Origin of the sequence: Methylobacterium sp. Leaf100 (genome assembly GCF_001422845.1) — a bacterium.
Taxonomy (GTDB): Bacteria; Pseudomonadota; Alphaproteobacteria; order Rhizobiales; family Beijerinckiaceae; genus Methylobacterium.
In genome coordinates this window covers 1-24,081 of sequence record NZ_LMMW01000056.1, presented here as the reverse complement: position 1 = coordinate 24,081, position 24,081 = coordinate 1, and the positions used below count along the sequence as shown (strand labels likewise).

Here is a 24,081-nt window from a genome sequence, read left to right as displayed (position 1 = left end):
GGGTCTGCGCGTTGTGCGTGCGGAGGTTCGGTCCCTCGGGGGCCGGGCCCGTGGGGTCCGCGTGCGGAGCGGGAGGTTCAGGATGGTCCCAGGTCCGGTGCGGATGGCCGCGATCCTCGCGGCGACCCTGATGGGCGGCTCCGCCCGGGCGCTCGACGTCGGCCCGGCCCCGGAGCCGCAGGCCGCCGAGATCGCGACGGCCGGATGTGGGCGCGGCGACTGGGCCGCGCAGGTCGCCGCGTGCTCGCTGCTGCTGCGCGACAGGCCGTCGGATGCGAACGCCGAGACGGCCGACCTGCATCGCCGCCGCGCGATGGCCCTCCTCAAGCTCGGGCAACTCGCCGAGGCGGTGACCGATCTGGGAGAGGCGCTCAAGGGGGCTTCGACCTCGGATCTCTACTGGTGGCGCGCACACACCCTGAGACGCCTCGGGCGGACGGACGAGGCGATTCGCGACTACACCGAAGCCCTCAGGCTGACCCCGAACCAGCCCGCTCTCCTCAGCAATCGGTGCGGCGCCCAGGCGGATGGACTGCACCTCGATCGCGCCCTGGAGGATTGCAACGCGGCCCTCACGCTCATGCCGTCCTACGCCGATGCGCTGGGCAATCGCTGCTTCGTGCTGTTCCGGCAGGGGCGGGTCGCGCAGGCGCGACGCGATTGCGACACGGCGATCGGCCTCGTCCCGACCAATCCCGTCATCCTCTCGACCCGGGCGGCCGTTCTGAATCAGATGGGCGAGAAGGAGGCCGCCCTCGCCGACATCGACGAGGCCCTTCGGATCGATCCGCGCAGGGCCGACAGCCATGTCCTGCGGGCCGGACTTCTGTTCGACCGGCACGATGCTGCCGGCGTTCTGGCGGCGGTGGACGCGGCCCTGCGCCTCGATCCGCGCAACAAGGCGGCGTTCCTCTGGCGCGCCAACGTCCTCAACAACACCGGCGCGCCGGACCTGGGCATCGCCGCCTGCGACGCGGCGATCGCCATCGATCCGTCCTACGCCCTCGCGTACTTCAACCGCGCCGTCGGTCACGCGGTCCGCGGGGAGCGGGATCGCGCGCTGGCCGATCTCGACACGTCCCTGCGCCTCGATCCGACCTACGCCCCGGCCTACCTCAACCGCGGGATCGCGCACCGGGGCAGGGGCGAGCCCGCCGCCGCGATCGCGGATTTCGACGCGTATCTGCGCCGCCAGCCGGACGGCGTCCTGGCCCTCTACGATCGAAGTCTCGCCAAACGCGACCTCAAGGACTGGAGCGGCGCCCTGGCCGATGTGAACCGGGCGCTCGCGCTCGATCCGGGCATCGCGCTCGCCTATCAGGTGCGCGCCGGGCTCTACGAGCACTTCCGCGACGGTGCTCGGGCCGAGGCGGATTTCGCACGGGCGCTCCAGTTGGCGACGGATGCCACCGTGCGGGCCGTCACCCTGTACAACCGGGCCCTGATGTGGCGGCGCCGCAACGAATCCGTGCGGGCGATCGGCGACTTCAACGACGCCCTGACCCTGCGGCCGCACTGGGCCGAGGCGCTGTTCGAGCGCAGCATCGCCTACGGCCAGAAAGGCGACGTCGCGCGTGCCCGCGCCGATCTCGACAGGGCGCTCGGTCTCAAGCCGGACTTGCGTGACCACCCGCGCTTCGCGCGGGCGCGCGGCCTGGCCGACGGGACGCTGTCCGGCATCGATGTGCCGGACTCCGAATTGTAGGGGGCCTCGACCGGGCGGCCCGGCGGGCTTCGGCCGACGGTCTATGCCGCCCCCGACACCCGCCGCATCGTCCCCGCCCGCGGATGGGCCGCGTCGAACGCGTCCATGAGCCGGGCGGCGTCGACCTTGGTGTAGAGCTGGGTCGTCGACAGGGAGGCGTGGCCGAGCAGCTCCTGGATCGCCCGCAACTCGCCCTGGCGGCCCAGCAGATGCGTGGCGAAGGAGTGGCGCAGGGCGTGCGGCGTCGCGCTCGGGGGGAGGCCGAGGGCGCCACGCATGGCGGCGACGGCGTACTGGATGATCCGGGGCGAGAGCGGCCCGCCCTTGGCGCCGACGAACAGCGGCCCGGCCGGGTCGAGGCTGTAGGGACAGGCGGCGAGGTAGGCCGCCACCGCCCGCTGGACAGCCGGCAGCACCGGCACCATCCGCATCTTGGCGCCCTTGCCGGTGACGGTCACCGAATCCGTGCCCGGTATCGGGGCATCCCTGGCGGCGAGGCCGAGCGCCTCCGAGATGCGCAGGCCGGAGCCGTAGAGAAGGGCGATCACCGCCGCGTCCCGGGCGATGATCCACGGTTCGCGGTCCTCGCCGTCGCGCAAAGCCGTGCGGGTCATGGCCTTGGCGGCGGGGATCGGGATCGGCCGCGGCAGGCGGCGCTCGACCTTGGGCGAGCGCACGGCGCCGAGTGCGGCCACGGTGCCGTGGCCCTCGCGGGCGAGGTGCCGGGCGAAGGAGCGCAGGCCCGCGAGCTGGCGCATGAGCGAGCGCCCGCCGATGCCCTCGGCGCGGCGCGCCGCCAGGAATCCGCGCAGGTCGCGGGGCTTCAGGGCGATGAGGCCGGGAATGTCGGGGCGGCCGTGCCGGGCCTGCCGGTGCGCGAGGAACTGGCGCAGGTCGCGGGCATAGGCCTCCGCGGTGTTGCCCGACATCCGGCGCTCGCGCAGCAATTCGTCCTGCCAGGTGCCGAACGCGGTCCGGAGGGCCGCATCACCCGGGAAGGCCAGGGTCTCGGACGCGCGCAAGGCCTCCAGGGCGGCCAGGGTGTCCGGCGGGGGCGGCGTCGGCTGAAGCATGGGGGCGATCCTGGAGGGCTCGGCCGCCCACTCAACGCGCCCTTGGTTGAGGCTCCGTTGACGAAGCGCGACCCCAGCGCCCTTTCCAGCCCGTGGGCCGCCGCCTATCTCGACGGGAACCCCCGCCCATCCAGACCGGATTTCTATGACCCCGACGCGCATCGTCTGCATCCGACACGGCGAATCGACCTTCAACGCCGCCCATCGCCTCACGGGGCGCGACCCCGGCCACATCGATGCCCGCCTGACCGAGCGGGGGCTGGCTCAGGTCGAGGCCGCGCGCACCGGTCTCCACGACATCGCCTTCGACCTCGTGGTGACCTCGCCCCTGACCCGGGCGATTCAGACCACCAAGGGGATCTTCGCCGGCCATCCGGCCGAGCCGAAGATCCTCGTGGAGGTGCTGCACCGGGAATGCCAGGAGAGCAGCTGCGACATGGGCCGGGCCGCCTCCGTGCTGGCGGCCGAGTTCCCGGATGTCGCCGTCGATCACCTGCCCGAGATCTGGTGGCACGCCGAGGGCGAGCCCGATGCCGAGGGCATCCATGTCGAGCCCCGCACCCTGTTCGATGGTCGCGTGGCGGCGTTTCGCGACTGGCTCGCGGCGCGGCCCGAGCGCACCATCGCGGTGGTCGGACACGGTACGTTCTTCTTTCACCTCACGGGGGTGTGGCTCGACAACTGCGAGACCGTGGAGCTCGACCTTGGGGTTGACCGGATCACCCGGCGGGCCTGAGCGGAGCCCGGATCCACGAGCCTGAAAGACGTAAGCGGATCCGGCCTGAGTCAGCCGCCGGTGCCGAAGGCGAGGCCGGTGAGCATGGCGAGGCCCAGCACCAGCACGAAGGCGGCCGCCAGGAGTTCGAGGGCCGCGACCGCCCGCGTGCCGGCTTCACCGCGCCCACCGGCGAGGCGCAGGGCGAGCGCCTTGGCGAAGACCGCAAGGCTCGCGAGCGCCCCCGTGGTGAGCGCCGTGCCCAGCGCCATGGCGAAGGTCGCGGCGATGCCGACCCAGAGCATGTTCTGGGACGCCGAGAAGACGAGGATGAGCACCGCCCCGGCGCAGGGGCGGGAGCCCGCCGCGAGCACCACGCCGGCCCGCTCCCGCCACGTGCCGAGGCGGGCCAGCGCGTCGCCGTCCGTGAGGTGAACGTGCCCGCAATCCGGCCCGCACCCGGCCCCCTCGCGCCCGAAGGCGGCCAGATGCCCGGCCTTGCGCCAAGTGACGGCGAGGCCGAGGGCCGCCACGAGGGCGAAGCTGACGGTCTCGATGACGGTGCCGGCCCGGGTCAGGCCGGCGGCGGTGGCGTGGAGGAGCAGGCTGCCGATGCCCACGATGGCGACCGCCACCACGGCCTGCAGCAGGGCGGCGGCGAAGCTCAGGGCGAAACCACGGGCCAGGGCGCGCTCCCCGGCGACGATGTAGCCGGCGATCACCGCCTTGCCGTGGCCGGGGCCGGCCGCATGGAACACGCCGTAGCTGAAGCCCAGCAGCAGCATCGGCCCCCAGGCGCCGCCGGCCTTGATGGCCTGCAGCGCGCCCTGGAGGCTGCGGGAGAAGCTCGCCTGGAGGGCCAGGATCCAGCCGCCGAGGCCCGTGGCCGAGGGCGCCGCCTCGCGAAAACCGATGCCGAAGGGCGAGCGCGGCGGGGGCGCCGCCACGTCCGGCCCGATGACGAGCATGAGGCCGGCGAGCAATCCGGCGGCCAGCGTCGTCGCACCGGCGGCAAGGATCAGGCGCCGACCGAGGAGGCCCGGCGGCTGCGCCGCGACGGCGACGCCTACGGACACGCGACGATGATCCGGTTGGCGAACTGGCTGCCGTAATTCGCCGAGGCGGTCAGCGCCTCGAAGAACGCCTCCGACAGGCCGGGCTTGGCGTCCGCCGTCTTGCCGTCAGGTGTCTTGCCATCAGGCGTTTTGCCCTCGGCCGCCTTGACCACTTCGGGTTTCGGCCGCGTCACGGTGGCGGCGCAGCCCGTGGGCGCGCCGGTCAGGCGCGCGGCGTCGGCCTCATCGGAGAGGCCGAAGGCGACGAAATAGGTCGGGTCGTAGACTTCCAGCGCCGTCACCCCGCGCCCCGGCGCCACGGGCGTCTTCAGGGGCAGGAGGAACGTCATGATGAGCTTGCCGTCTTCCATCGCCATGCGCGGCTCGGTCGGATCGGCGAAGAGCTGCTCCTTGCCGGCGACCTTGAGCTTGGTGAAGTAGCCGAACTCGACGAGATTCGCGGTGTTCTCGCGTGCCAGGGACGACAATTCCTCGGGCGAGAACACCCCGTCGCCGTTGGCGTCGAGCCCCTGAACCACGAAGGCCGAATAGGACGCGTCGAAGGTCCAGGCGTTGCGGATTCCGGTGACGCGCCCCCCCTCGCCGTAGGTGATCTCGGCCTTCGTCGAGACCCAGACGTGCGGATGCGCTTCCGCCGGAGGGACGAGCGCGAGGCTCGCGGCAAGGACGGCGAAGCCGGTCAGCACGTGGGTGAGCGAAACGTGGGTGAGCGAAGCGGTCGGCATGGCGGAGACGCTCGCGAGTCGTGGTGAAGAAAGCGTAAACCCGGCCCTTCGCTGAGTCCGAACCTTCGCCGGACATCGGCCTTCGCTGACGCCGGGCCGTCCTCATCCATCCCGTTTCAGTGGGGCGAAAGCGAGGCGTCGGGGTGCGTCGTCCGAGGCGCGAGTTCCGCCCCCGGCCCGTCAGTCCCGGCGGGTCAGGGCCGCGATCTCGGCTTCCTCGGCGGCGCTCAGGCCCTGCGGCGTCGGCTCGGTGCGGCGGCGCGACAGGCGCCACAGGCCGAAGATCCCGAGGCCGATGGCGGCGAGCGGCGTCAGCCACAGGAGCAGGGTGTGGAGGGCGAAGACCGGGCGCAGGAGCACGTATTCGCCGTAGCGCCCGACCACGTAGGATTCGACCTGGGGGTCGGTGTCGCCCGCCTGGAGCCGCTCGCGCACGATGACGCGCAGGTCGCGGGCCAGCGGCGCATCGGAATCGTCGATGGACTGGTTCTGGCACACGAGGCAGCGCAGGCCCGCGGAGATGTCCCGGGCCCGCGCTTCCAGGCCCGCATCCTTCAGAACCTCGTCGGGCTGCACCGCGAGCGCGCCTCCGGCGGAGCCGAGGGCGAGGAGCAGCCCGAGGGCGAGGCGCGGGGCGGCGGTCATTCCGCCGCCGCCATGCTGCCGGCGGGCACGGGCTTCGTCTTGGCACGGGCCGGGGCGCCGACGCGCATGCGCCGGTCGGTGAGGGACACGGCGCCGCCCAGCGCCATCACCACGGCGCCGAGCCAGATCAGCAGCACCAAGGGCTTGTAGTAGAGGCGCAGGCCGATGCCGCCTTCGGGCAGGACCTCGCCGAGGCTGGCGTAGACCTGACTGACCCCGAGGGTGAGGAGACCGGATTCCGTCACCGTCATCTTGCGGCTCGGGTAGAACCGCTTGCCCGTCTCCACGGTGCCGATCATGTCGCCGCCGGTGTTGCGGATGGTGAGGAAGGCCGTGGTCTCGGAGTAGTTCTCGCCCATGCGCGGGCCGACCCGGTCGAGGGTCGCCACGTAGGGGCCCGAGGCCAGGGACTCGCCGGGCTTCAGGGTCTTCAGCCCCTCCGTCGCCCACCCTTGCGCGGCGATGCCGAGGACCACCACGCCCACGCCCGCATGGGCGAGCGCCGTGCCCCAGGCCGAGCGCGGGAGGCCGATGGCCCGGCGCCAGACCACGGAGGCCTTGCGGGTGCGGCTCGCGCCGTAGCCGCGGGCGCGGGAGACGATCTCCAGCACGGAGCCGATGACGAGGTATGCGCCGAGGCCGATCCCCACGGGGGCCATCATCGGGCCGCCCCAGGTGTAGGCGAGCACGGCCAGGCCCACCACGAGGGCGACGGCCAGCGCCGCGAACAGGCGCTGGGACGCGGCATGCACGTCGCCGCGCTTCCACGCCAGGGTCTGGCCGAAGGGCACGATGAGCAGGAGCGGGATCGCCAGCGGAATGAAGGTGTAGTTGAAGAAGGGTGGACCGACGGAGATCTTCTCCGCCGTCAGCATCTCCAGCAGCAGCGGATAGAGGGTCCCGACGAACACCGTGGCGCAGGCGGCGGCGAGGAACAGGTTGTTCATGACGAGCGCCCCCTCGCGGGAGATCGGCGCGAACAGGCCGCCCTGGCGCAGCATCGGCGCCCGCCACGCGAACAGGGTCAGCGAGCCGCCGATGAACAGGATCAGGATGGCGAGGATGAAGATGCCGCGTGTTGGGTCGGTGGCGAAGGAATGCACCGAGGTCAGCACGCCCGACCGCACGATGAAGGTGCCGAGCAGCGACAGGGAGAAGGTGAGGATGGCGAGGAGCACCGTCCAGACCTTGAGGGCGTCGCGCTTCTCCATCACCACGGTGGAATGCAGGAGCGCCGTGCCGGCGAGCCACGGCATCAGGGAGGCGTTCTCCACCGGATCCCAGAACCACCAGCCGCCCCAGCCGAGCTCGTAATAGGCCCAGTACGAGCCCATGGCGATGCCGAGGGTGAGGAAGCTCCAGGCGGTGAGGGTCCACGGCCGCACGGCCCGCGCCCAGACGGCGTCGATGCGCCCGTCGATGAGGGCCGCGATGGCGAACGCGAAGGTGATCGAGAACCCGACATAGCCGACGTAGAGGAGCGGCGGGTGGATCGCGAGGCCGAAATCCTGCAGCAGCGGGTTGAGGTCGTTGCCCTCGGGCGGGGCCGGACTGACGCGGGCGAACGGGTTCGAGGTCGTGATGATGAACAGCACGAACACGAAGGTGATCAGACCCTGCACCGCGAGGGTGTTGGCCCTAAGCGTCGGCGGAACCGATTCGCGCGCGATCGCAACCAAGGCCCCGAACAGGGCCAGGATGAGGATCCAGAGCAGCATCGAGCCCTCGTGGTTCCCCCACACGCCCGACAGCTTGTAGAGGAAGGGTTTGGCCGTGTGCGAGTTCTCGACCACGTTTTGGACGGAGAAATCCGAGGTGGCGTGGGCGTAGGTGAGCGCCCCGAACGCGAACAGGACGCAGGCGAAGGTGCCGAGCGCGGCCGGCGTCGCCACGGCGCGCAGGGCCTGGTCGCCCGAGCGGGCGGCCCAGACCGGCATCACCGCCTGGACGAGGGAGAGGGCGAGCGCCAGGGCGAGGGCGAAGTGGCCGACTTCGATCAGCACGTGGGGGCGTCCTTCCGGGGGAGCTTGCGCATCATCGCTCGCTGCGCTGACCGAGTGTCTTATCGGTGATGGCCGTGCTGGCGTCGGCGGGCTTGGTGCCGGCGGGCTTCTCGACCATGCCCTTGCCCTCCTGCCAGCGCCCCTGCGCCTTCAGGGCGTCGGCGACCTCGCGGGGCATGTAGGATTCGTCGTGCTTGGCCAGCACCGTGTCGGCGCGAAACAGGCCGCCGGGCTCGAGGCGGCCCTCCGCCACGATGCCCTGGCCCTCGCGGAACAGGTCGGGCAGCAGGCCGCGATACGCCACCTGCACGGTGGCGTTGGTGTCCGTCACGGCGAATTCCACGGTCTGGTCCGGCCCGCGCTGGAGCGAGCCGTCCTTGACGAGGCCGCCGAGGCGGAACCGGGTGCCGGGTGCGACGCCCTGCGCCGCGACCTCCGTCGGCGAGCGGAAGAACACGATCGATCCGCTCATGGCCGACAGGATCAGTCCGACCGCCAGGGCCAGCACGGCGCCGCAGGCACTGATGAGGATGAGGCGGCGGCTCTTGCGGGTCACGCGGGTCGTCCCGTCTCGGTTGTGGTGTCGCGGGCGCCGGTGGAGCGGGCGTTTCGCCCCCGGCGGCCGGAACCCGTGTTTGGAATGGGCTTAAAGGACGGTGTCGGCCGCGTCGGCGCCCGGGTCAAGGTCGGCGGCCGGGACCGATTGTCAGGGGCGTCCGGCCGCGGCGAGGTCGAGTTCGTGGGCGAGCTCGTCGAGGCGCTCCTTCGCCTGGGGCTCGGGGCTCAGGGCCATGCGGGCCCGGTCGAGGGCCTGGCGCGCCTGGGTTCGCTCGCCGAGGACGGCATAGGAGCGCACCAGGCGCAGCCAATCGTCGATGGTGCCGCCCTTGGCCGCCAGGCGCCGGTCGAGGCCCGCGACCATGCCGCGAATGGCCGCGTCCCGCTCGGCCGCCGGCATCGCCTTCACGGCGGCCACCGCCGCCTCGGTGCCGGCCCTGGCCGCATCGGCCTGCGTGGTGTCTGTCTTGGGGGCGTCCCTGGTACCACCGGCCGCGCCGGATCTTTCAGCCTCCGGCTGGCCCGCTCCGTCGCGCGTCAACCCGAATTCACCCGCCAGGGCCTCGAGGCCGCGGAGCGCCGCGGGGTCGGAAGCCAGGGCCGTCCGGGCCCGGGCGAGGGCGGCCCCGGCCTTGTCGCGGTCTCCGAGCACGCCGAGGGAGCGCACGAGGCGCAGCCACTCGTCCGCCGTGCCGCCCTTTTCGGCGAGGCGCTGGTCGAGGCCCGCGACCATGCTGCGGATGGCGGCGTTCCGGCCCTCCGGCGGCATCGCCTGGAGCGATGCGGCGGCGCCCGGATCGGGCGCGGCCCCGGCGCCGGGCCGGGCCACCGGCGCATCACCCTTCGGCGAGACCCCGCCCGTCGGGGAGGCTTCGCCCTTCAGGCGAGCGAGGTTGTCCCGCACCACGGGGAGCCACGGTGCGTCCGCGGGCGCATTCTCGGCGAGGCCCTCCAGGCGCTTGATGGCCAATGGGATATCGCCGTCGAGTTCGGCCGCGCGGGCGAGGTAGAACCGGGGCTTGGCCGCCGTTCCGTCGAGGGCGACGGCGCGCTCGAAGATCGTCTTGGCCTGCGGCGAGATCACGCCGTTGTTGCCGGCGATCAGGGCCTCGCCCCAATCGGACAGGCGCTGCGAGGTCTCGCCGAGGGTGCGGGCGGCGGCCTCGTAGGCGTGGGCCGCATCGTCGAACCGGCCCATCCGCATGTAGACGGGGGCGAGCACGGCCCAGCCCCGCCCGTCCGTAGGATTGCTGGCGAGCCGCGCCTCGATCTGGCCGATGGCGTTGAGGAGATCCTGTCCGCCGTTCTCCGCCGCCTGCCGCTCGGCCGCGCTCTGCGCCGGCATGTGCGGCGAGCCGTAGAGTCCGTAGGCGATGAGGGCGACCAGCGGGATCGTCGACAGGGCGAAGGCAGAGGCGGCGCGGCGCTGGCGCAGGGCCGGCTCGGCGATGCCGGGGACGAGGGGAACGCCCACGCGGTTGGCCCGCAGGAGGCGGCGGCCGGCTTCCGTGCGCGCCGCTTCGGCCTCGGGCGCGGCGATGAGGCCGCGCGTCAGATCGCGCTCGATCTCGCGCAGCTGGTCCTCGTAGAACCCCGTCTCCATCGCCATGGCGCCGGCATCCGGGGCCGTCGACGGATTGGCCCGACGCGACATCGGCCAGAGCAGGGCGAGCACCGCCGCGCCGGTCATGAGCGCCAGAATGAACCAGAGTGCCGTCATCACGCCTCGAAACACTGTGCGACCGCATGTAAGGCCACGCTGTGGTCCCTACGATGCAGGCTTCGGGCGACACGGTGTCACGCGAAGGCCGGCGCTGGATCGACCTTAACCGTATGGAGCACGACGGCAAACCGTGCGACCCCAAGGAATTCCCGTCAGGCGTGCGGCGCGGCCCCGGCCGGCGCGTCGCCCGGCACCTCGATCACCGCGCGCAGGCCCCCGAGGCTCGCCGCCTCCAGGCGGAGCCGGCCGCGATAGAGGGTGGCGAGATCGGCCACGATGGAGAGCCCGAGGCCCGAGCCCGGCTTGGTCTCGTCGAGGCGCCGGCCGCGCCCGAGGACGGCGTCGCGGTCCTCGGGGGCGAGGCCCGGCCCGTCATCCTCGATGGACACCATCAGGTGGGGATAATCGTCCTGCGCCACCGCCTCGGCCCGGATCGAGACCCGTCCGGCGGCCCATTTCGAGGCGTTGTCGACGAGGTTGCCGATCATCTCCTCGAAATCCTGGCGCTCGCCGCGAAAGCGCAGGCCGGGCGGCACGTGGACCGCGTAGGCGATGTCCTTGTCGCGGTAGATCTTGCCGAAGGTGCGCACCAGCCCGGCGAGCGCCGGCTCGACCTCCGTGGAGGTGCCGAGGGTGCCGGCGAGGGCCGCGGCCCGCGCCCGGTCGAGGTGGTAGTTCACCTGATCGCGCATCACGGCGGCCTGCTCGCGGATCTTGGCCGAGAGGTCGCCGGGGGCGTCGGCCGCGCCGACCTCGTTGACGATGATCGAGAGCGGCGTCTTCAGGGCGTGGGCGAGGTTGCCGACCTGGGTGCGGGCACGTTCCAGGATCTCGCGGTTGGTCTCGATGAGCAGGTTCACCTCGCCGGCGAGCGGCGCGATGTCGCGCGGGTACTCGCCGGTGATCCGGTCGGACTCGCCCCGGCGGATGGCGCCGAGCGCGTTGCGGAGCTTGGCCAGCGGGGCGAGGCCGAAGCGGATCTGCAGCAGGGTGGTCAGGGCCAGGGACAGGCCCAGCAGCCCGAAGGTCACCATCAGGGAGAAGCGGAAGCGCCCGACATCGTTGGCGATCTCGTCGGCCGGGCCGGCGACGCGCACGGTGTAGCGGCCCTCCTCGCCGAGATCGACGTCGCGCTCGATGATCCGCAGGGGGCGTTCGTCCTGCGCCCGGCCGTAGCCCTGACGGATCTGGCCGACGCCGGCGGTGGTGTCGGGCGTGCTGGCGGCCTTGAGCGGCACGCCGACGAGGGAGCGCGAGGTGCGCAGGTCCCGGGGCTTCGCATCGGGGCGCCCGATCTGCCAGTACCAGCCCGACAGGGGCAGGTCGAAGCGCGGATCGCTCAGGGTGAAGGAGCGGCTCTCGGGATCGTTGGGCGAGACGAGATCCGTGGCGAGGTTGTTGGCGTAGACCAGCAGCCGGCTGTCGAAGGCCCGTTCGGTGTTCTCGCGGTACAGGGTCGTGAGGATGCCGGCGGCGATGAGCAGGATCGCCGAACTCGCCAGCAGGGCGGATGTGGCGAGCCGCACGGCGATGGAGCGCCGGCGCAGGGGAAGCCAAGCGGGAAACGGGCTCATGCGGGGGAGGAGATCATGCGGCGGCGCGGCTCATGCGGGTCTCGTCGTCGTGGTCCGGGGCCGCGCGCGACGGTTGAAAGGTGACGCGTTCCGTCTGTACATCATCCGAACGGAGATTCGACGATGAGCCTCGATATCCAAGATCCCGAGACCGAGCAGCTCGTCCAGACCCTGGCGGCGCGCAGGGGCATTTCTTCCGATGAGGCGATCAAGCTCGCCGTCGGCAACGAACTGCAACGCCAGGATGAGAAGCTGAGTCTCTGGGAGCGGATTCGGCCGATCCAGGACCGTGCCCTCGCGCGTCCGGCGACGGGTCTCGCGGCCGACAAGGCATTCTATGACGCGCTCAGCGGCAACCCGTAGATGTTCGTCGATGCCTCGGCCTTCGTGGCGATGATCCTGCGCGAGCCGGAGGCGCAGGCCCTAACCGACCGGCTCGAGGCGGCCCCGGCACCCATCACCTCGGCCCTAGCCCTCTACGAGACCGTCCTGGCCATTGCGCGCCAGCGCGGTGGCGGCATCGCGGCGGCGCGGGAGGATGTCCGGTTGATGCTCGAAGCCGCACGGGTCCGCGTCGTGGCCATTACCCCCGAGGATACGGAGGGCGCCCTTGACGCCTTCTCGCGCTACGGCAAGGGCCAAGGGGCATCCGGCCCAGCTCAATATGGGCAATTGCTTCGCCTACGCATCGCCTCACACCCGCGGCGGCGGCTGCGTCGGGTCCACGAGATACCCCAGGCCCCGCACGGTCTGGATCAGGTCCACGGCGAGTTTCTTGCGCAGGCGCCCGACGAACACCTCGATGGTGTTGGAGTCGCGGTCGAAATCCTGGTCGTAGAGGTGCTCGGTGAGTTCGGCGCGCGAGACCACCCGGCCGGTGTGGTGCATGAGGTAGGACAGCAGCCGGTACTCGTGGCTCGTGAGCTTGACGGGGTTGCCGTCGACGAACACCCGCCCCGAGCGGGTGTCGAGGACCACGGGGCCGCAGGCGATCTGGCTCGTGGCATGGCCGGCGGCGCGCCGGAGGAGGGCGCGCACCCGCGCCAGCAGCTCCTCCATGTGGAACGGCTTCGTCACGTAGTCGTCGGCGCCGGCGTCGAAGCCGTCGACCTTGTCCGACCAGCGGTCGCGGGCGGTCAGGATGATGACGGGCGTCTTGATGCCGGCCCGCCGCCATTTCTGGAGAACGCTGACCCCGTCGGCCTTGGGCAGGCCCATGTCGAGGATGATGGCGTCGTAGGGTTCGCTCTCGCCGAGGTAGCCGCCCTCCTCGCCGTCGAACGCCTTGTCGGCGACGTAGCCGGCCTCCTCCAGGGCGTTGACCACCTGCCGGTTGATGTCCCGGTCATCCTCGACGACGAGCAGACGCACGGTCCCGCACTCCTCTAATTCGCTGGTTCAGGGGCCGCTGATCTCGCCCGTGGTGGCATCGACCATGACGTGGACGAACTGCCCGTCCCGGCGCAAGGCCGTGAGCAGGTAGACCAGGGTTTCCTCGTGCCGGCACAGGCGGGCGCGCTGGATCTCGGCCCGTGGGATCACCTTGCGGGCGGCCCGGATGGCGGCCACGGGCTCGATCACGCGCTTGTCGGCCACGGCCTCGCGCAGGTCGGCCGCGTTGAGGCAGGTGTCGGGGCGCGGCGTCACCTGAACCGGCGCCACGATGGCAGCCCCCGTGGTCTCCTCGGCCTGCGTGCCGATCGAGCCCGTCGCGAAACCCGCGACGGCGAGGCCGATCAGCAGCAGGGCGAGGAGGATGCGCATGAACCACGGGATAGGGAGGGGGCACTGAATGCGCCGTGAATGCCGGTGCAAGCGCAACCGGTGCGGTTCGGTTCCACCCGGCCGGGGGCGACGCCCCCGGGGGCGGGGGGCGACGCCTCAGGATGCCGGGCCGGGCGGAGTGGCGAGGCGCGCCAGGCTCGCCCGCAGGGCGACGCTGACGAGCATCTCGCCGTCGACGTGATCGAGGGCGGCCTTGCGCAGGGCGATGGCGGAGAGATCGAAACGGCGCCGGGCCGCGCCGAGGCGCGCCCCTGCCGCCCGGCTTCGGGCGGGATCGACGGTGAGGGGGAAGCGGGACATGGGCTGACCTTCGTTCGGGCGTACGGGCGTTCGGGCGTACGGGCGCGTTCAGGGGCGGAGCGGCGGGCGTCCCTCGCCGAGGCGGCGCACGACCTCGTCGAGGCGGCGCGAGATGTCGTCGAGCTTGTCTCGGGCGCGCTCCTCGCCGCGCTCGGCGCCCCGGGCCATCTCGCTCACCAGGCGCGTGAGGTCCTCGAGCACCCGGGTCCGGCTCTCCAGGGCGGCGGCCACGGCCGCGTTGGTGTGCGAGGCCCGCTCCAGGGCGGTGGCGGTGGCGCCCGTGTCGCCGATGCGGGCTTCCTGGGCGCGCACGGTCTCGCGGTGGAGGTGGAGGCAGGCCAGCCCCAGCAGCACGGCGACGATCCACCCCGCGCCGTCGTGGGAGAACAGCAGGCGGGCGGCCTCGAGGGCGATCTTCTCCATCGCGGATCTCCTCCATCGCGGATCTCCCCGGCCGAGCCTGCCCCCGCGTTTCCCGGCTGTGTCAGGGCGCCGGGCGTCCCGTCCGCGCGGCCTCCACGGCCGGCCGCAGGGTGTTGGCGATGGTGGCGTCCTCCGCGAGCGGCAGGCTTCGGAACACCTTCTCGGCCAAGCCCTCGCGCCCGCCGGCCGCGCGCACGAGCCAGGCCGGCGCCTCGTCGAGGCCGCGCTGCACCGCCCGAGCGATGACGGCCGAGCCGAGGGGCACGCTCAGCGTCCGTCCCCGCACGGCGCCCGCCACGGCGTTGACGGCGTAGTCGCCGACGTTGCGGACCAGGCGCTCCACCAGGGTGGCGGTGACGAGGGCGCGCAAGGGGCCGGCGAGGCGCGCCAGGGCGGCCGTCGCGGCGGTGACCGCGAGCGGCAGCAGGAGGCCGGTGACCGTCTGGGCAACCGCTGCGGCGGCGTCGCCCCAGGGGACGATCACGCTCGCGGCGTCGAGGCCGGCGGCGGCGCAGGGTAGAATCGGCATCACGGTCAGGGCCGGCATCAGGGCGAGACCGAGGGTGGCGCGGGACGGCCGCGGGATCGGGTGGAGCATGGCTCGGGTCTCCGGGGGGGCGTGAGGGGTGCGTGCGTCAGGCGCCGGACCGGCCGCCGAGGGCGGCGCGGATTCGGGCGAGCCAAGTCGGCGCAGCTTCGGGCGGCAGGGGCACGGCCGGCGGCGCGCCCGGACTGCGCGGCACCGTGCGGCGCGCGACCGGCCGGGCGGGTGCGGTCCCGTCCGGCACCGCGATGGGCGCCGCGTCGTTCCGCCGGGCGCGGGGCAGGGCGACGGCGTAGGGCGTGCGGAACTGGTCCTGCTCGGCGCCCCGGCGCGGGATGAGCGCGGCGGGCCGGTCCCACAGCATCATCGCCTGGGCCGCGCCCTCCGCGTCGCCGGCGTTCAGGCGCCGCACCAGGGTGGAGCGGCCGAGCGCCGCCGGGCCGATGTTGAAGCACAGGGAGACGAGGGCGTCGAAGGCGTGCTGCGGCAGGGGGGCGGGCACCGCCGCCCGCACGGCCGCCACGAAGCGGACGACGTCGCGGTCGAACACCGCGTCGCATTCCGCCGGGGTCAACGCGAGGCCGGGGGTGACGAGGGGCGGACCGGCCGCGCTGGTGTGGCCGATGCCGATGGTCCAGATGCCGACGGAATCGCGGTAGGCATGCAGCCGCCGACCCTCGCGGGCGACGAGCACGGCCTTGCCGATGGGGCTGAGATCCATGGAACACTCCTGCGTCGGAAGGGATCTGGGTTAGGAAGGGATCTGGGTTAGGAAGGGATCTGGGGTAGGAAGGGAGCGGGACGCGCGGAACGGAAGCGCGCGTCCGGCGGTTCGTTCGGGAGATGAGGACAGGCCCGCGCGGTGGCCGGATGCGAGGAATGCGATCATGACACGAGCACGGATCGTCGCCCGCTGTGCCGCCGGCGGCCTCGCCGCCGGTCTTCTCCTGGCGGGGGCGGGCGGGGCCTCGGCCCAGAACAGCAGCAGCGGCAGCGGGCTGACGCCCTTCGCCACGGAGAGCGGCAACGACCGTTCGGCCGGCGTGAACAACGGCAACTACCGGCCGCCCCGCTATTACGGACCGGGTGCCGCAGCGGCGCCGCGCGGTTACGGGCGCCCCGTCTACGGCGATGAACTTCGGCGGTCGGCGCCGTATTACGGGTACCCGTACTGAGCGCTCACGCGAGGCCGAAACCGGAGAAGTCGCTGTCGGAGGCGGCAACGTAGCCGTCCGCGCCCGTGAACAGGGCGTGGACCGTGATCGTATCCCCGGCCGCGAGCGCCAGGGTGACGCCGAGGCCAACCGTCGAGACGCCGTCGACGGGCGCAGCGGCGCCCCGGCGGGTACCGGCGACGGCCGTGCCGTTTCGGTGGAAGCGGCCCTGCAGGGAGGCGGGTGCATTGGTGCCGTTGCGCCGGAATGCGAGACCGGCCGAGAGGGCGTAGACGCCCGCCTCGGGCGCGACGAAGGCGCCGGTGGCGGCCTGGAAGAGCCCCTGATCGTTGAGGTCGCCGGTGTTGAAACCGATGCGCGTCCAGGCGCCGGCCCCGATGTAGTTGTCGAAGCTCGTCGTGACGCGGAAGCGGGCGAGGCCGGTGAGCCGCGACCAGGCGGCGCCGGTGCAGCCCCGGAAGGCGCCGAGGGTGCTGTCGAACACGATCTGGCCCGGTGCCGTGCCGGCACCGGGGATTCCCGCCCGGGCCACGAGTTCGAGGGCGCCGTTCGCCCGCACCTTCACCACGGCACGCGGAACGGTGCCGCCGAGATCCGTGGCCTCGAACACGATCCCGGTTCCCTGGGCGCCGGCGGAGAAATCCTCCTCGGCGACGCCCCGGACCGTGAGACGGTTCTCCGCGACGCCGCCCGCGAAGACGCCGCCGCCGGCGAGGCCGAGGAGGCAATCCCCCGCGCGGACCGGCAGGGGGGCCTCCCGGCTGCCCCGGCCGGTGCGGGTCTCGATGAGGGGGGGCCACCGGGGCGGCGCCGTAGGCTTCGAGGCACAGGCCCGGACCGGCTCCCTCCCGCGCCACGTGCAGGGGCGCGCGGGCCGCCGGGGCGCCCGGCAGGGCCAGGGTCCCGAGGCCGAGATGGCCCGTCGCCGGATCGGCCCGCCATGCCCCGTGCCACGCGGCCCCGTCGGGCGAGACCTTCAGGCTGACCGCATCCTCGCCCAGCAACCCGAACTCGGCCCGGCCCGCATAGGCCGCCTGGAACAGCAGGGCCACGGCGTTGGCCTCCGTCGCCTTGTTGAGCACCAGCGCGAGGCTGCCGCTGCCGCCCTCGGCGGGATCGCGGGCGGTCCACAGGGCCCGATCCAACTTGGCGGCGAACGGGTTCGCGGCGTCCGCTTCCGTGCCGAGGCCGAGGGCGGCGAGGCCGCTCAAAGCCCGCAGGCCGTCGAGGAGGCGGCGCCAGCCCGTCCCGTCGAAGCGGTAGAACGCGTCCTCGTCGGCCACGTAGGCGAGCCAGCCGGTGCGGGGGACGAGGCCGGTCCAGACCCCGTCTCCGAACGCCGCGATCTGGCCGGACAGGCCGGCCCAGGCCCCGCTCGGTTGCGGCGCCGTCACGAGGTAGCGGTCGCCCTCCGCCGGGTCGGTGGGTGGCGCCGACAGATCCCTGTCGCGGCAGGCGAGGTGCACGAGGGCATCAAGGGCGAGCAGCGCCTCGTTGTGGGTGACGTGCTTGCCGGCCTGTCCCGCCGCCAGCAGCGGCAGGGCGAGGTGCGGGGTGGTCTGCGCCATGGGCGGCCTCCTGTCGGGTGTCGGAGTAAGGGGCGTCACGCCGTGCGGATCGGCACCCGTGCGCGCAGGGCCGGCCCCGGCCCCGTGAGGGTGCCGAGTGGAACCACGCCGACGTCGAGGCTCGTCTGGGGCGTGCCGAAATCGGCCGCCTCGTCGGCGTAGAGGACCGACGGGTCCGTGGCCGCGAGGCTGCGCAGGACGGTCTTGTCGGCAGCGTGAATATCGATCCGGTAGCCCTGAACCATGGGATCGGGCGGCACGTCGGCCGGCTCCCAGGCATCGCCGTCGCGCCGGGTCCGGCGGGTCCAGGTCAGGTGAAGACCCTCCGGGATGCGCCGCGCCCGCAGGTGGACGGGCGCCAGGGGCCGGTGGGCGGTGAGCCCGGCGGTGGCGGTGCGGGCGACGAAGAGCGGGTCGGCCGGGTCCCGGACGGCCGGGCCGATGCGGTAGCGGAACGGCCGTCCGACGGCGTCGAGGCGGGTGACGAGGGGTACCAGGGCCTCGTCGAGTCGGACGATCAGACTGCCGGGCGCGAGGGTGCGGGCAGCTTCGGCCTCGCTGCCGCCCAGGCCCCGCAGGAGGCCGGTGAGGCGGTAGGTGCCCGGCCCCGTGAGGGTCACGCCCGCCGCCGCGACGATCTCGACGACGCCGTCCGGGCCGACCAGGGCGAACCGGTTGGCCCCGGCCAGAACGGCGGCCTCCGGGACGGAGGCGAGGCCCCCCGCCCCCCCCGAGGCGAACGTCGAGGCGGATCGCCCGGTCGAAGCGCCATAGCGGGCCGGGTGCCAGCGCCGTCAGGGTCTCGCCGAGGAAGGCCGGGTAATCCACGAGGCCGTGCAGGGCCAGGGGCCCGTCCGCCTCGCCCCGCCACACGGCGATCTCGCCGGGCCACGGCTCGGCCCGCACGGCGAGGACCTGCAACGGCGTCGGCGTTCCCTCATCGAGGGGCAGGTCGAGAATGGCCGCGAAGGGCGGTCCGGCAAGCGCCGGCGGCGCCCGGCGCGGGGCCGCCTCCGGGCGCCTGCCACCCCGCGCCGTCCGGCCGTGGCGGGGTACGGCGCGGGTCTCGATCCGGCGCCCGGCCGGGCCGTCGGCGATGCGGACGATGCGGTGCGGCGCCGCCTCGCCGGGCAGGGCGAGGAGGTCGCCGGGTTCCCAATCGATCCGGCGCGGGCTCACCGTGAACCCGGCGGTGTCGCGGGCGGCGAGGTCGGCGTCGAGCATGGCCTCCGCCAGGGCCTCGGCCTCGGCCCGGCGCGTCACCACGGCGGCCTCGAACCGGACCTCGCGCCGCCGGGCACCCGTGGGGCGCGAGGCGGCGGCGGTGATCCGGCGATAGGCGCCCCCCTCGGAATCGGTCACCGTGACCTCCAGGGACCGGGGCAGCTCGGATTCCTCGGCCCGCACCAGGGAAAGGGGCGCCTGGTCCGAGGCGGCCACGAGGTCGCCGGCCGGCATCGTCAGGGGGGCTTCGCGGCGTGGGGCGCGGATGCGCAAAACGCCGGCGACGGCCGACACGTCGAGGCCGTACAGCCGGGCCAGGGGCTCCAGGGCGGCGCGGGCCGAGAGCGGCCGGTCGACGACGTAGCCGTCGAGCTGCGCCGCGCACGCGATCCGGGCCGGCACGTCGACGCCGCAATCGTCGAGGATCGCGGAGATCAGCCGGTCGAGTTCGAGGCCCTCGATGCGCCCGGTGATCCAATGGCCCACGGACCAGTTGCCGGCATCGGCCCAGACGGTGTCGAAATCCGGGAACGCCGGGTAGGGCCGTGCGTCCCAGCACCAGACGAAGACGGAATCCGGCGGCACCATCGGGCCGCCATAGACGGCCGAGACCGGGTTGTGGGCGGGGTCGAAGCCGGGGGCGTCCGCGTCGAACCGCTCCAGGATGGCGGTGAGGCCGCGCGCCTGGATGAGGTCGTCGCGGGTGCCGTGGGAGAAGGGCGGCGACGCGTTCTCGGCGGATTTCGGGTCGGGGAACACGTTGGGGCCGTTGGTGCCCTTGTCCACGGCGGGCACGCCGATCTCGGTGAGCCAGATCGGCTTGGCCCCCGGCACCCAGGCGGTCGTCCGGGTCTCGACGCCGCCGTCGCGCTCCCAATGCGGGTTCGACCACCAGCCGACGAGGTCCTTGGCGCGGAACACCCACGGCTTGCCGTGCGCGCCGTCGGTGATCGGCGTGCGGATCTGGGCGGCGCGGGCGTCCGCATCCGCATAGAACCAGTCGAACGCCTCGCCCGTCCCGAGGCGCGCCGCGAGGTAATCCCGGTCGTGGATCGAATCGGCCTCCGCGAGGTCGGCGTGGTCCGGCCCGTCGCGCCAGTCGGTGATGGGCGGATAGTAATCGATTCCGACCGCGTGGATCGCCGGATCGGCGAACAGGGCATCGAGGGGGAACCGCACGGTGTCGCCGCCGTCGCGCACATGGGCGCCGTACTCGGTCCAGTCGGCGGCGTAGACGAGGGGAACGCCGGGCCCGAGGCGGTCGCGCACCGCGCGGGCCAGGGCGAGGAAGCCCGCCACGGCCGGGTAGGTGTCGTCCGCGCCCCGCACGCGGGTCAGGCCGACGCATTCGCTGCCGACGACGAAGCCGGACAGCGGCACCCCCCAGCCGGCGGCGAGATCCGCATAGTGCAGGACGAGGCTGCGGTACTGCGCGAAGAACGCCGCGACCTGGGCCGCCGCCCCCGCCGTGCCGTCCGGGCTGCCCGGGAGACCGGGGGCGGGATCGCAGGTGATGCGGCCGCGCCAGGGATAGGGCGGCTGACCCGGCGCGGACGGATCGCGCGGATCGGGCAGGGTGTTGTCCTGCGCCACATCCATCATCAGGAACGGGTAGAGCACGACGCCCAGACCCCGCCCGTGGAGGTCCGCCACGAGGCGGCCGAGGCCGGCATCGGACGGGGTGCCGCCATAGGCCGGGTGGCCGTCGGGGGTCGTCGAAATGCGGCCGGCGCCCGCCCGGGTCAGGCCGGCGACACGCCAGGTGTCGCCCGTGGTCGCCTTGGTGGAATTGTCGACCTTCGGCGCCACCGTGCAACGGCCGGCCCGCAGGTCGTCGCCGAACCAGCTCGCGACCACGGACACCTTGGCGAGGTTCGGGCACAGGGCCTGGAGGGCGTCGAGGGACGCGACCACGTCGGTGATGCCCTGGAGCTGGAAGCGGTTGGCGGGCCGGCTCGTGCCGTAGCCGGCCTCCTCGGTGACGGGGGTGGGGTCGAGGCCGAACTCCGTCGAGCCGGGAATCAGGCACACGGCCCGCACCCGGTCGGCGAGCCCCTCGACGGGCCGCACCACCTCGAAGGCGAATTGCGGCACCCGGTTGCCGAATTCGGCGAGGTCGAGGTGCTCGAACACGAGGTAGGCGAGCCCCCGATAGGCCGGGGCTGCGCCTTCCTTCGCGACGATGAGCGGGTCCGGCGCCTGGTCGGCCTCGCCCCGGTGGAGGCGGTACGTCAGGCTGGTAAGGTCGAGTTCGCGCCCGTCGGCCCAGATTCGGCGCACCTGGGCGACGGTGCCCTCGCACAGGCCGATGGCGAGGTCGACGGAGTAGGCGTAGGCCGTGCGCACGGTCCTGGCGCCGCCGCCGCCCTTGGCGCTCGCGCCCGCCCGCTCGACGCGGGTGTTGGCGACCTCCAGGGGGCGTGTCGCCCAGATCAGGGTGCCGCCGAGGCGGGCGCGGCCGTAGAGCCGGGGGATCGGATCGCCCTCCGTCGAGGTCAGGCCCGCCACCTCCGTGAGGCGCGGCCCCTCGACGACCCGCGGCCCCGAACCGCCGAACAGCGCCCCGTCGATCCCCGACCCCGCCGCCGCGCCCACCGCCGAACCGACGATCCCCCCGATGGGACCGCCCAGCGCCGTTCCGGCCGCCGCTCCGGCGGTTTGCAGGATCAGCGTGGCCATGGCGGGCTCCGGGATGTTCGGGGTTCGGGCGCCTCAGCGCCGGATCAGGATCACCCCGCCGATGAGGAGGGCGACGCCTGCGAGGCGCGGGCCGTCGATGGGGCGCTGGGCCAGGCCCAGCCAGCCGAAATGGTCGACGGCCACGGAGGTGAGCATCTGCCCGGCGACGAGGAGCGCCATGAACGTTCCGGTCCCGAGCACCGGCACGAGGACGATGCCGAGGCCGATGAACACCGCGCCGAAGGCCCCGCCGCTCCAGGCCCACCACGGCACGCGCGAGGCGGTGGCCCAGGCGGGTAGGGGATCGCGCCGCGCCAGGGCCAGCGCGCCCATGCAGGCGAGCCCGACGGCGTAGCTGACGAAGCCCGCCCAGGCGGCGGAGTTCAGGCCCCCGCGCAGCAGCGCGTTCAGGGCTTGCTGGATCACGAGGCCCGCCCCCGCCAGGGCTGCGAGGATCGGGGCGAGCAGGGCGGTGACCATTTCCGTGCCTCGCGGGACCCGCCGGCGCCCTCGGCGCGGCCCGCCTTGACAACCATCGCGGCGCCATGCCGTCAAATGGCATGCTGTCGAACGCCTTGGCGCAGGATGCCTTGGCTCAGGATGCGCCGGGGCGCTGGCGTCCCACTTGCCGGGCCCGATCCCCTCGTCGGGAACGCCGCGAAGCGGCGGCCTCGCTCTCGCCATCACTCGGTCGATCATCAATCGTGGTGATGTCGATTGGCGAAATCTGTCGTTGATCGCCCCGCGCCACAGTCAAAGGGCGTCTTGTCGCCGGAATGACACCCTGGATAGTACTGTACGCAATCGTTCGGGGGTTCGAGATCATTCGAAAGTCCGGATAGTCAAAACAATCCGCGCCTTCGAGCAAAAGTCCGGCGAAGTTTGTGTTAGGATAATGGCAGATGAACGGATCGATTGTTTCCCATTTCAGCCGGCAACGTGTCGTTCTGGGTATGAAATGAGGAATGGTTTTCGATCTTGGCGATGAGATCAGTGATCGAAATCGGGTTCATCTGAGACGCATATCGGCTTCGTACAACGAGACATCACCTGATCCGACACGACAAACGGCGCGACATCTCTTCGAGCGAATGTCGAAGAGAAGCTTCGCCGTCTGATTTGCCTCCCTTCGAGCAGACATCGGGTCGGGGGGATCAGGTGGCCCGAGCACGGCTTGGCCGGATCAAGTCGAAGCCTGCCCCTGATCGATCATGTTCTCTGGATCATCGAAATGACTGAACACAGCTCACCCGAAACCGCCGATCGCCTGGATCTGACCCGGAAGATCATCGGCGCTTATCTGTCGAACAACTCGGTTCCGGCGGCCGATCTGCCGATCCTAATCCGGGCCGTGTCCGACGCTCTGACGAATCTGACGGCGGAGGGCGCATCGGAGGCTGCGCGCGAGGAAAAGGTCGAGAAGCTCAAGCCGTCCCAGGTCAGGAAGTCTGTCCTGCCCGGCGGCCTCATCAGCTTCCTCGACGGCAAGTCCTACAAGACCTTGAAGCGCCACCTCACCAAGCATGGGCTGGACCCGGACACCTACCGGGCGCGCTTCGGCCTGCCGCCGGATTACCCGATGGTCGCCCCGTCCTACGCGGCGAACCGCTCCGCCCTGGCGATCGCCAACGGCTTCGGCACGAAGGAGAGGCATGCGCGGCCGAGGCAGGAGCGGACCCCTGCCCCGAGACCGGCCGGGCGCAAGACCGGATCGGAGCCGGCCGCCCGGCTATCCGCCCGGTGATGTGAGCCCCGGGCGGGCCGCCGCGGCATCAGCCGGGCGCCCCCTCCTGGCGGCTTCGGGCCGCGCCCTCCGGAAAATGGAACGCGTGCGTGCAATGCCGCCGCCACCAGCGGGTCAGGGCGACCTCGGTGACGGCGGCGCCGTCATGGGCGTGGATCATCGTGCCTTGCCCGGTCACGATGGCGCAGTGGCGGGCCGGCAGGTGAGCGCGGAAGGAGAATAGAAGGACGTCGCCGGCTCGCGCCTCGGCGGGCGGCACCGGGACGAGGTGGTGTAAAGTGCAGCAAAGTGCTGCCATTAGCTACGGGTGTTCTGCCATCCCATAAGGTGTAGTTTGCTAACTTACTAAGAAAAATGAGGTTTTTCCGAGCTTGGCGGTATCTTTGAGTCGCGGCGTGCATTCAAGGTCGTGCTGCGATCGGGCTTTGGCAGCCAATGATACTGGCCTGGTGCCGGCCTTCGGCACCATGGAGGGGCCGTTCCAGATCACGGGTCTCGAAGATCACGGCGACCATGCAAAGGAAGTGACCTCCGATGTTTGTCCTCGCCCGGAAAAAGGCCCGCAAATGCCGGTATTTGGCCCGCAGGTTGATGCATAGTTGGCCCGCGTGCTCACAAATTGGCACTGTCGGATTTGTGTTGGGCGAGGTGTCGCAGTTCAGCGGTGTAAGTGGGCGGTGATAGCGCCGCTGCTGCCTATGGCCTGCCCCCTGAAAAGTGGTCCTCCCTGATGTATGGCCTTGGGTCATTTGGAGGATGTTTTTATGGGACGGAAGAATCATACGGCTGGAGAGATCGTCGCTAAGCGGAAGAATCATACGGCTGGAGAGATCGTCGCTAAG

At 72.3% G+C, this 24,081-nt stretch carries 22 protein-coding genes and 4 pseudogenes; 6 read left to right on the top strand and 20 right to left on the bottom strand.

The genetic code is table 11. The features are described 5' to 3' along the window. The first annotated feature begins 82 nt into the window (after positions 1-82). Positions 83-1,705 (top strand): tetratricopeptide repeat protein, encoded by a 1,623-nt coding sequence (locus tag ASF25_RS17620; RefSeq protein WP_162239279.1) that lies wholly within the window; start codon positions 83-85, stop codon positions 1,703-1,705. A 41-nt stretch (positions 1,706-1,746) separates the two neighbouring features. On the opposite strand, the gene ASF25_RS17615 is transcribed toward ASF25_RS17620, so the two are convergent. Beyond that, a complete protein-coding gene (locus tag ASF25_RS17615) occupies positions 1,747-2,778 on the bottom strand; it encodes a tyrosine recombinase XerC (RefSeq protein ID WP_082502892.1) in 1,032 nt (343 codons plus the stop codon). 145 nt (positions 2,779-2,923) lie between these two features. On the opposite strand from ASF25_RS17615, the gene ASF25_RS17610 reads away from it, so the two are divergent. Next, positions 2,924-3,514, top strand: a complete 591-nt coding sequence (locus ASF25_RS17610) for a histidine phosphatase family protein (RefSeq protein ID WP_056266872.1) — start codon at positions 2,924-2,926, stop codon at positions 3,512-3,514. Between the two features lie 50 nt (positions 3,515-3,564). On the opposite strand, the gene ASF25_RS17605 is transcribed toward ASF25_RS17610, so the two are convergent. The 7 genes from ASF25_RS17605 to ASF25_RS17575 all read right to left on the bottom strand — a co-directional run bounded on the left by ASF25_RS17605 (position 3,565) and on the right by ASF25_RS17575 (position 11,797). Continuing rightward, positions 3,565-4,569, bottom strand: coding sequence for a nickel transporter (locus ASF25_RS17605; protein ID WP_056306216.1), 1,005 nt, complete (start codon positions 4,567-4,569; stop codon positions 3,565-3,567). Further along, entirely contained in the window at positions 4,560-5,294 is a 735-nt protein-coding gene (locus ASF25_RS17600) for a DUF1007 family protein (protein ID WP_056306214.1), read from the bottom strand. Before ASF25_RS17600 ends, ASF25_RS17605 begins: the two co-directional genes overlap by 10 nt. A gap of 180 nt (positions 5,295-5,474) precedes the next feature. Then, the gene (locus tag ASF25_RS17595) at positions 5,475-5,939 is read right to left on the bottom strand and encodes a cytochrome c-type biogenesis protein (RefSeq protein ID WP_056306212.1); all 465 of its coding nucleotides are present in this window, start codon (positions 5,937-5,939) and stop codon (positions 5,475-5,477) included. After that, positions 5,936-7,942 carry a heme lyase CcmF/NrfE family subunit gene (locus ASF25_RS17590; protein WP_056306210.1) on the bottom strand — a complete coding sequence of 669 codons (2,007 nt, stop codon included), beginning with the start codon at positions 7,940-7,942 and terminating at the stop codon, positions 5,936-5,938. The genes ASF25_RS17595 and ASF25_RS17590 overlap by 4 nt, the downstream gene beginning before the upstream one ends. Before the next feature lie 31 nt (positions 7,943-7,973). Further along, positions 7,974-8,498, bottom strand: coding sequence for a cytochrome c maturation protein CcmE (gene ccmE, locus ASF25_RS17585; RefSeq protein WP_056266882.1), 525 nt, complete (start codon positions 8,496-8,498; stop codon positions 7,974-7,976). Between the two features lie 150 nt (positions 8,499-8,648). Next, the gene (ccmI, locus tag ASF25_RS17580; protein WP_056306208.1) at positions 8,649-10,220 is read right to left on the bottom strand and encodes a c-type cytochrome biogenesis protein CcmI; all 1,572 of its coding nucleotides are present in this window, start codon (positions 10,218-10,220) and stop codon (positions 8,649-8,651) included. Between the two features lie 155 nt (positions 10,221-10,375). Continuing rightward, positions 10,376-11,797: a sensor histidine kinase gene (locus tag ASF25_RS17575; protein WP_056306206.1), complete on the bottom strand. Its 1,422-nt coding sequence runs from the start codon at positions 11,795-11,797 to the stop codon at positions 10,376-10,378. A gap of 123 nt (positions 11,798-11,920) precedes the next feature. Here ASF25_RS17575 and ASF25_RS17570 point away from each other — a divergent pair, with 123 nt between their 5' ends. Together ASF25_RS17570 and ASF25_RS23790 are read left to right on the top strand one after the other, a co-directional pair. After that, on the top strand, positions 11,921-12,160 hold the full coding sequence (locus tag ASF25_RS17570) for a type II toxin-antitoxin system VapB family antitoxin (RefSeq protein WP_056306204.1): 240 nt from the start codon (positions 11,921-11,923) through the stop codon (positions 12,158-12,160). Further along, a pseudogene (locus ASF25_RS23790) lies at positions 12,161-12,370 on the top strand (type II toxin-antitoxin system VapC family toxin); the annotation flags it as partial. A gap of 120 nt (positions 12,371-12,490) precedes the next feature. Here the strand turns inward: ASF25_RS23790 and ASF25_RS17565 are convergent. From ASF25_RS17565 to ASF25_RS17540, 6 genes are all read right to left on the bottom strand, one after another. Further along, positions 12,491-13,168: a response regulator transcription factor gene (locus tag ASF25_RS17565; protein ID WP_056172801.1), complete on the bottom strand. Its 678-nt coding sequence runs from the start codon at positions 13,166-13,168 to the stop codon at positions 12,491-12,493. A 27-nt stretch (positions 13,169-13,195) separates the two neighbouring features. Further along, on the bottom strand, positions 13,196-13,561 hold the full coding sequence (locus tag ASF25_RS17560) for a PepSY domain-containing protein (protein WP_056306202.1): 366 nt from the start codon (positions 13,559-13,561) through the stop codon (positions 13,196-13,198). A gap of 117 nt (positions 13,562-13,678) precedes the next feature. Further along, entirely contained in the window at positions 13,679-13,882 is a 204-nt protein-coding gene (locus ASF25_RS17555; RefSeq protein WP_056172805.1) for a hypothetical protein, read from the bottom strand. Positions 13,883-13,930: 48 nt separating this feature from the next. After that, positions 13,931-14,305: a hypothetical protein gene (locus tag ASF25_RS17550; protein WP_056266899.1), complete on the bottom strand. Its 375-nt coding sequence runs from the start codon at positions 14,303-14,305 to the stop codon at positions 13,931-13,933. Between the two features lie 61 nt (positions 14,306-14,366). Further along, positions 14,367-14,903 carry a hypothetical protein gene (locus tag ASF25_RS17545; RefSeq protein ID WP_056266900.1) on the bottom strand — a complete coding sequence of 179 codons (537 nt, stop codon included), beginning with the start codon at positions 14,901-14,903 and terminating at the stop codon, positions 14,367-14,369. 37 nt (positions 14,904-14,940) lie between these two features. After that, a complete protein-coding gene (locus tag ASF25_RS17540; protein ID WP_056172814.1) occupies positions 14,941-15,570 on the bottom strand; it encodes a lysozyme in 630 nt (209 codons plus the stop codon). A gap of 166 nt (positions 15,571-15,736) precedes the next feature. Here ASF25_RS17540 and ASF25_RS17535 point away from each other — a divergent pair, with 166 nt between their 5' ends. Continuing rightward, complete coding sequence (locus ASF25_RS17535) at positions 15,737-16,024, top strand: hypothetical protein (protein ID WP_056172817.1); 288 nt, start codon at positions 15,737-15,739, stop codon at positions 16,022-16,024. Positions 16,025-16,028: 4 nt separating this feature from the next. On the opposite strand, the gene ASF25_RS23785 is transcribed toward ASF25_RS17535, so the two are convergent. The 4 genes and pseudogenes from ASF25_RS23785 to ASF25_RS17520 form a co-directional block, all read right to left on the bottom strand. Then, positions 16,029-16,508: a hypothetical protein gene (locus ASF25_RS23785; protein WP_244473089.1), complete on the bottom strand. Its 480-nt coding sequence runs from the start codon at positions 16,506-16,508 to the stop codon at positions 16,029-16,031. A gap of 811 nt (positions 16,509-17,319) precedes the next feature. After that, positions 17,320-17,592 (bottom strand): annotated as a pseudogene (locus ASF25_RS23780) (DUF2793 domain-containing protein); the annotation flags it as partial. A 35-nt stretch (positions 17,593-17,627) separates the two neighbouring features. Beyond that, positions 17,628-21,495, bottom strand: a pseudogene (locus ASF25_RS17525) (glycoside hydrolase/phage tail family protein). Between the two features lie 33 nt (positions 21,496-21,528). Further along, on the bottom strand, positions 21,529-21,975 hold the full coding sequence (locus ASF25_RS17520; protein WP_056306197.1) for a DMT family transporter: 447 nt from the start codon (positions 21,973-21,975) through the stop codon (positions 21,529-21,531). Positions 21,976-22,726: 751 nt separating this feature from the next. Here ASF25_RS17520 and ASF25_RS17515 point away from each other — a divergent pair. Further along, positions 22,727-23,239 (top strand): MucR family transcriptional regulator, encoded by a 513-nt coding sequence (locus ASF25_RS17515; protein WP_056306195.1) that lies wholly within the window; start codon positions 22,727-22,729, stop codon positions 23,237-23,239. Between the two features lie 28 nt (positions 23,240-23,267). Here the strand turns inward: ASF25_RS17515 and ASF25_RS17510 are convergent. Then, a pseudogene (locus tag ASF25_RS17510) lies at positions 23,268-23,510 on the bottom strand (NlpC/P60 family protein); the annotation flags it as partial. Between the two features lie 130 nt (positions 23,511-23,640). After that, positions 23,641-24,081 (bottom strand): hypothetical protein (locus tag ASF25_RS23415; RefSeq protein WP_210168831.1); only part of this gene is annotated, 441 nt, incomplete at its 5' end.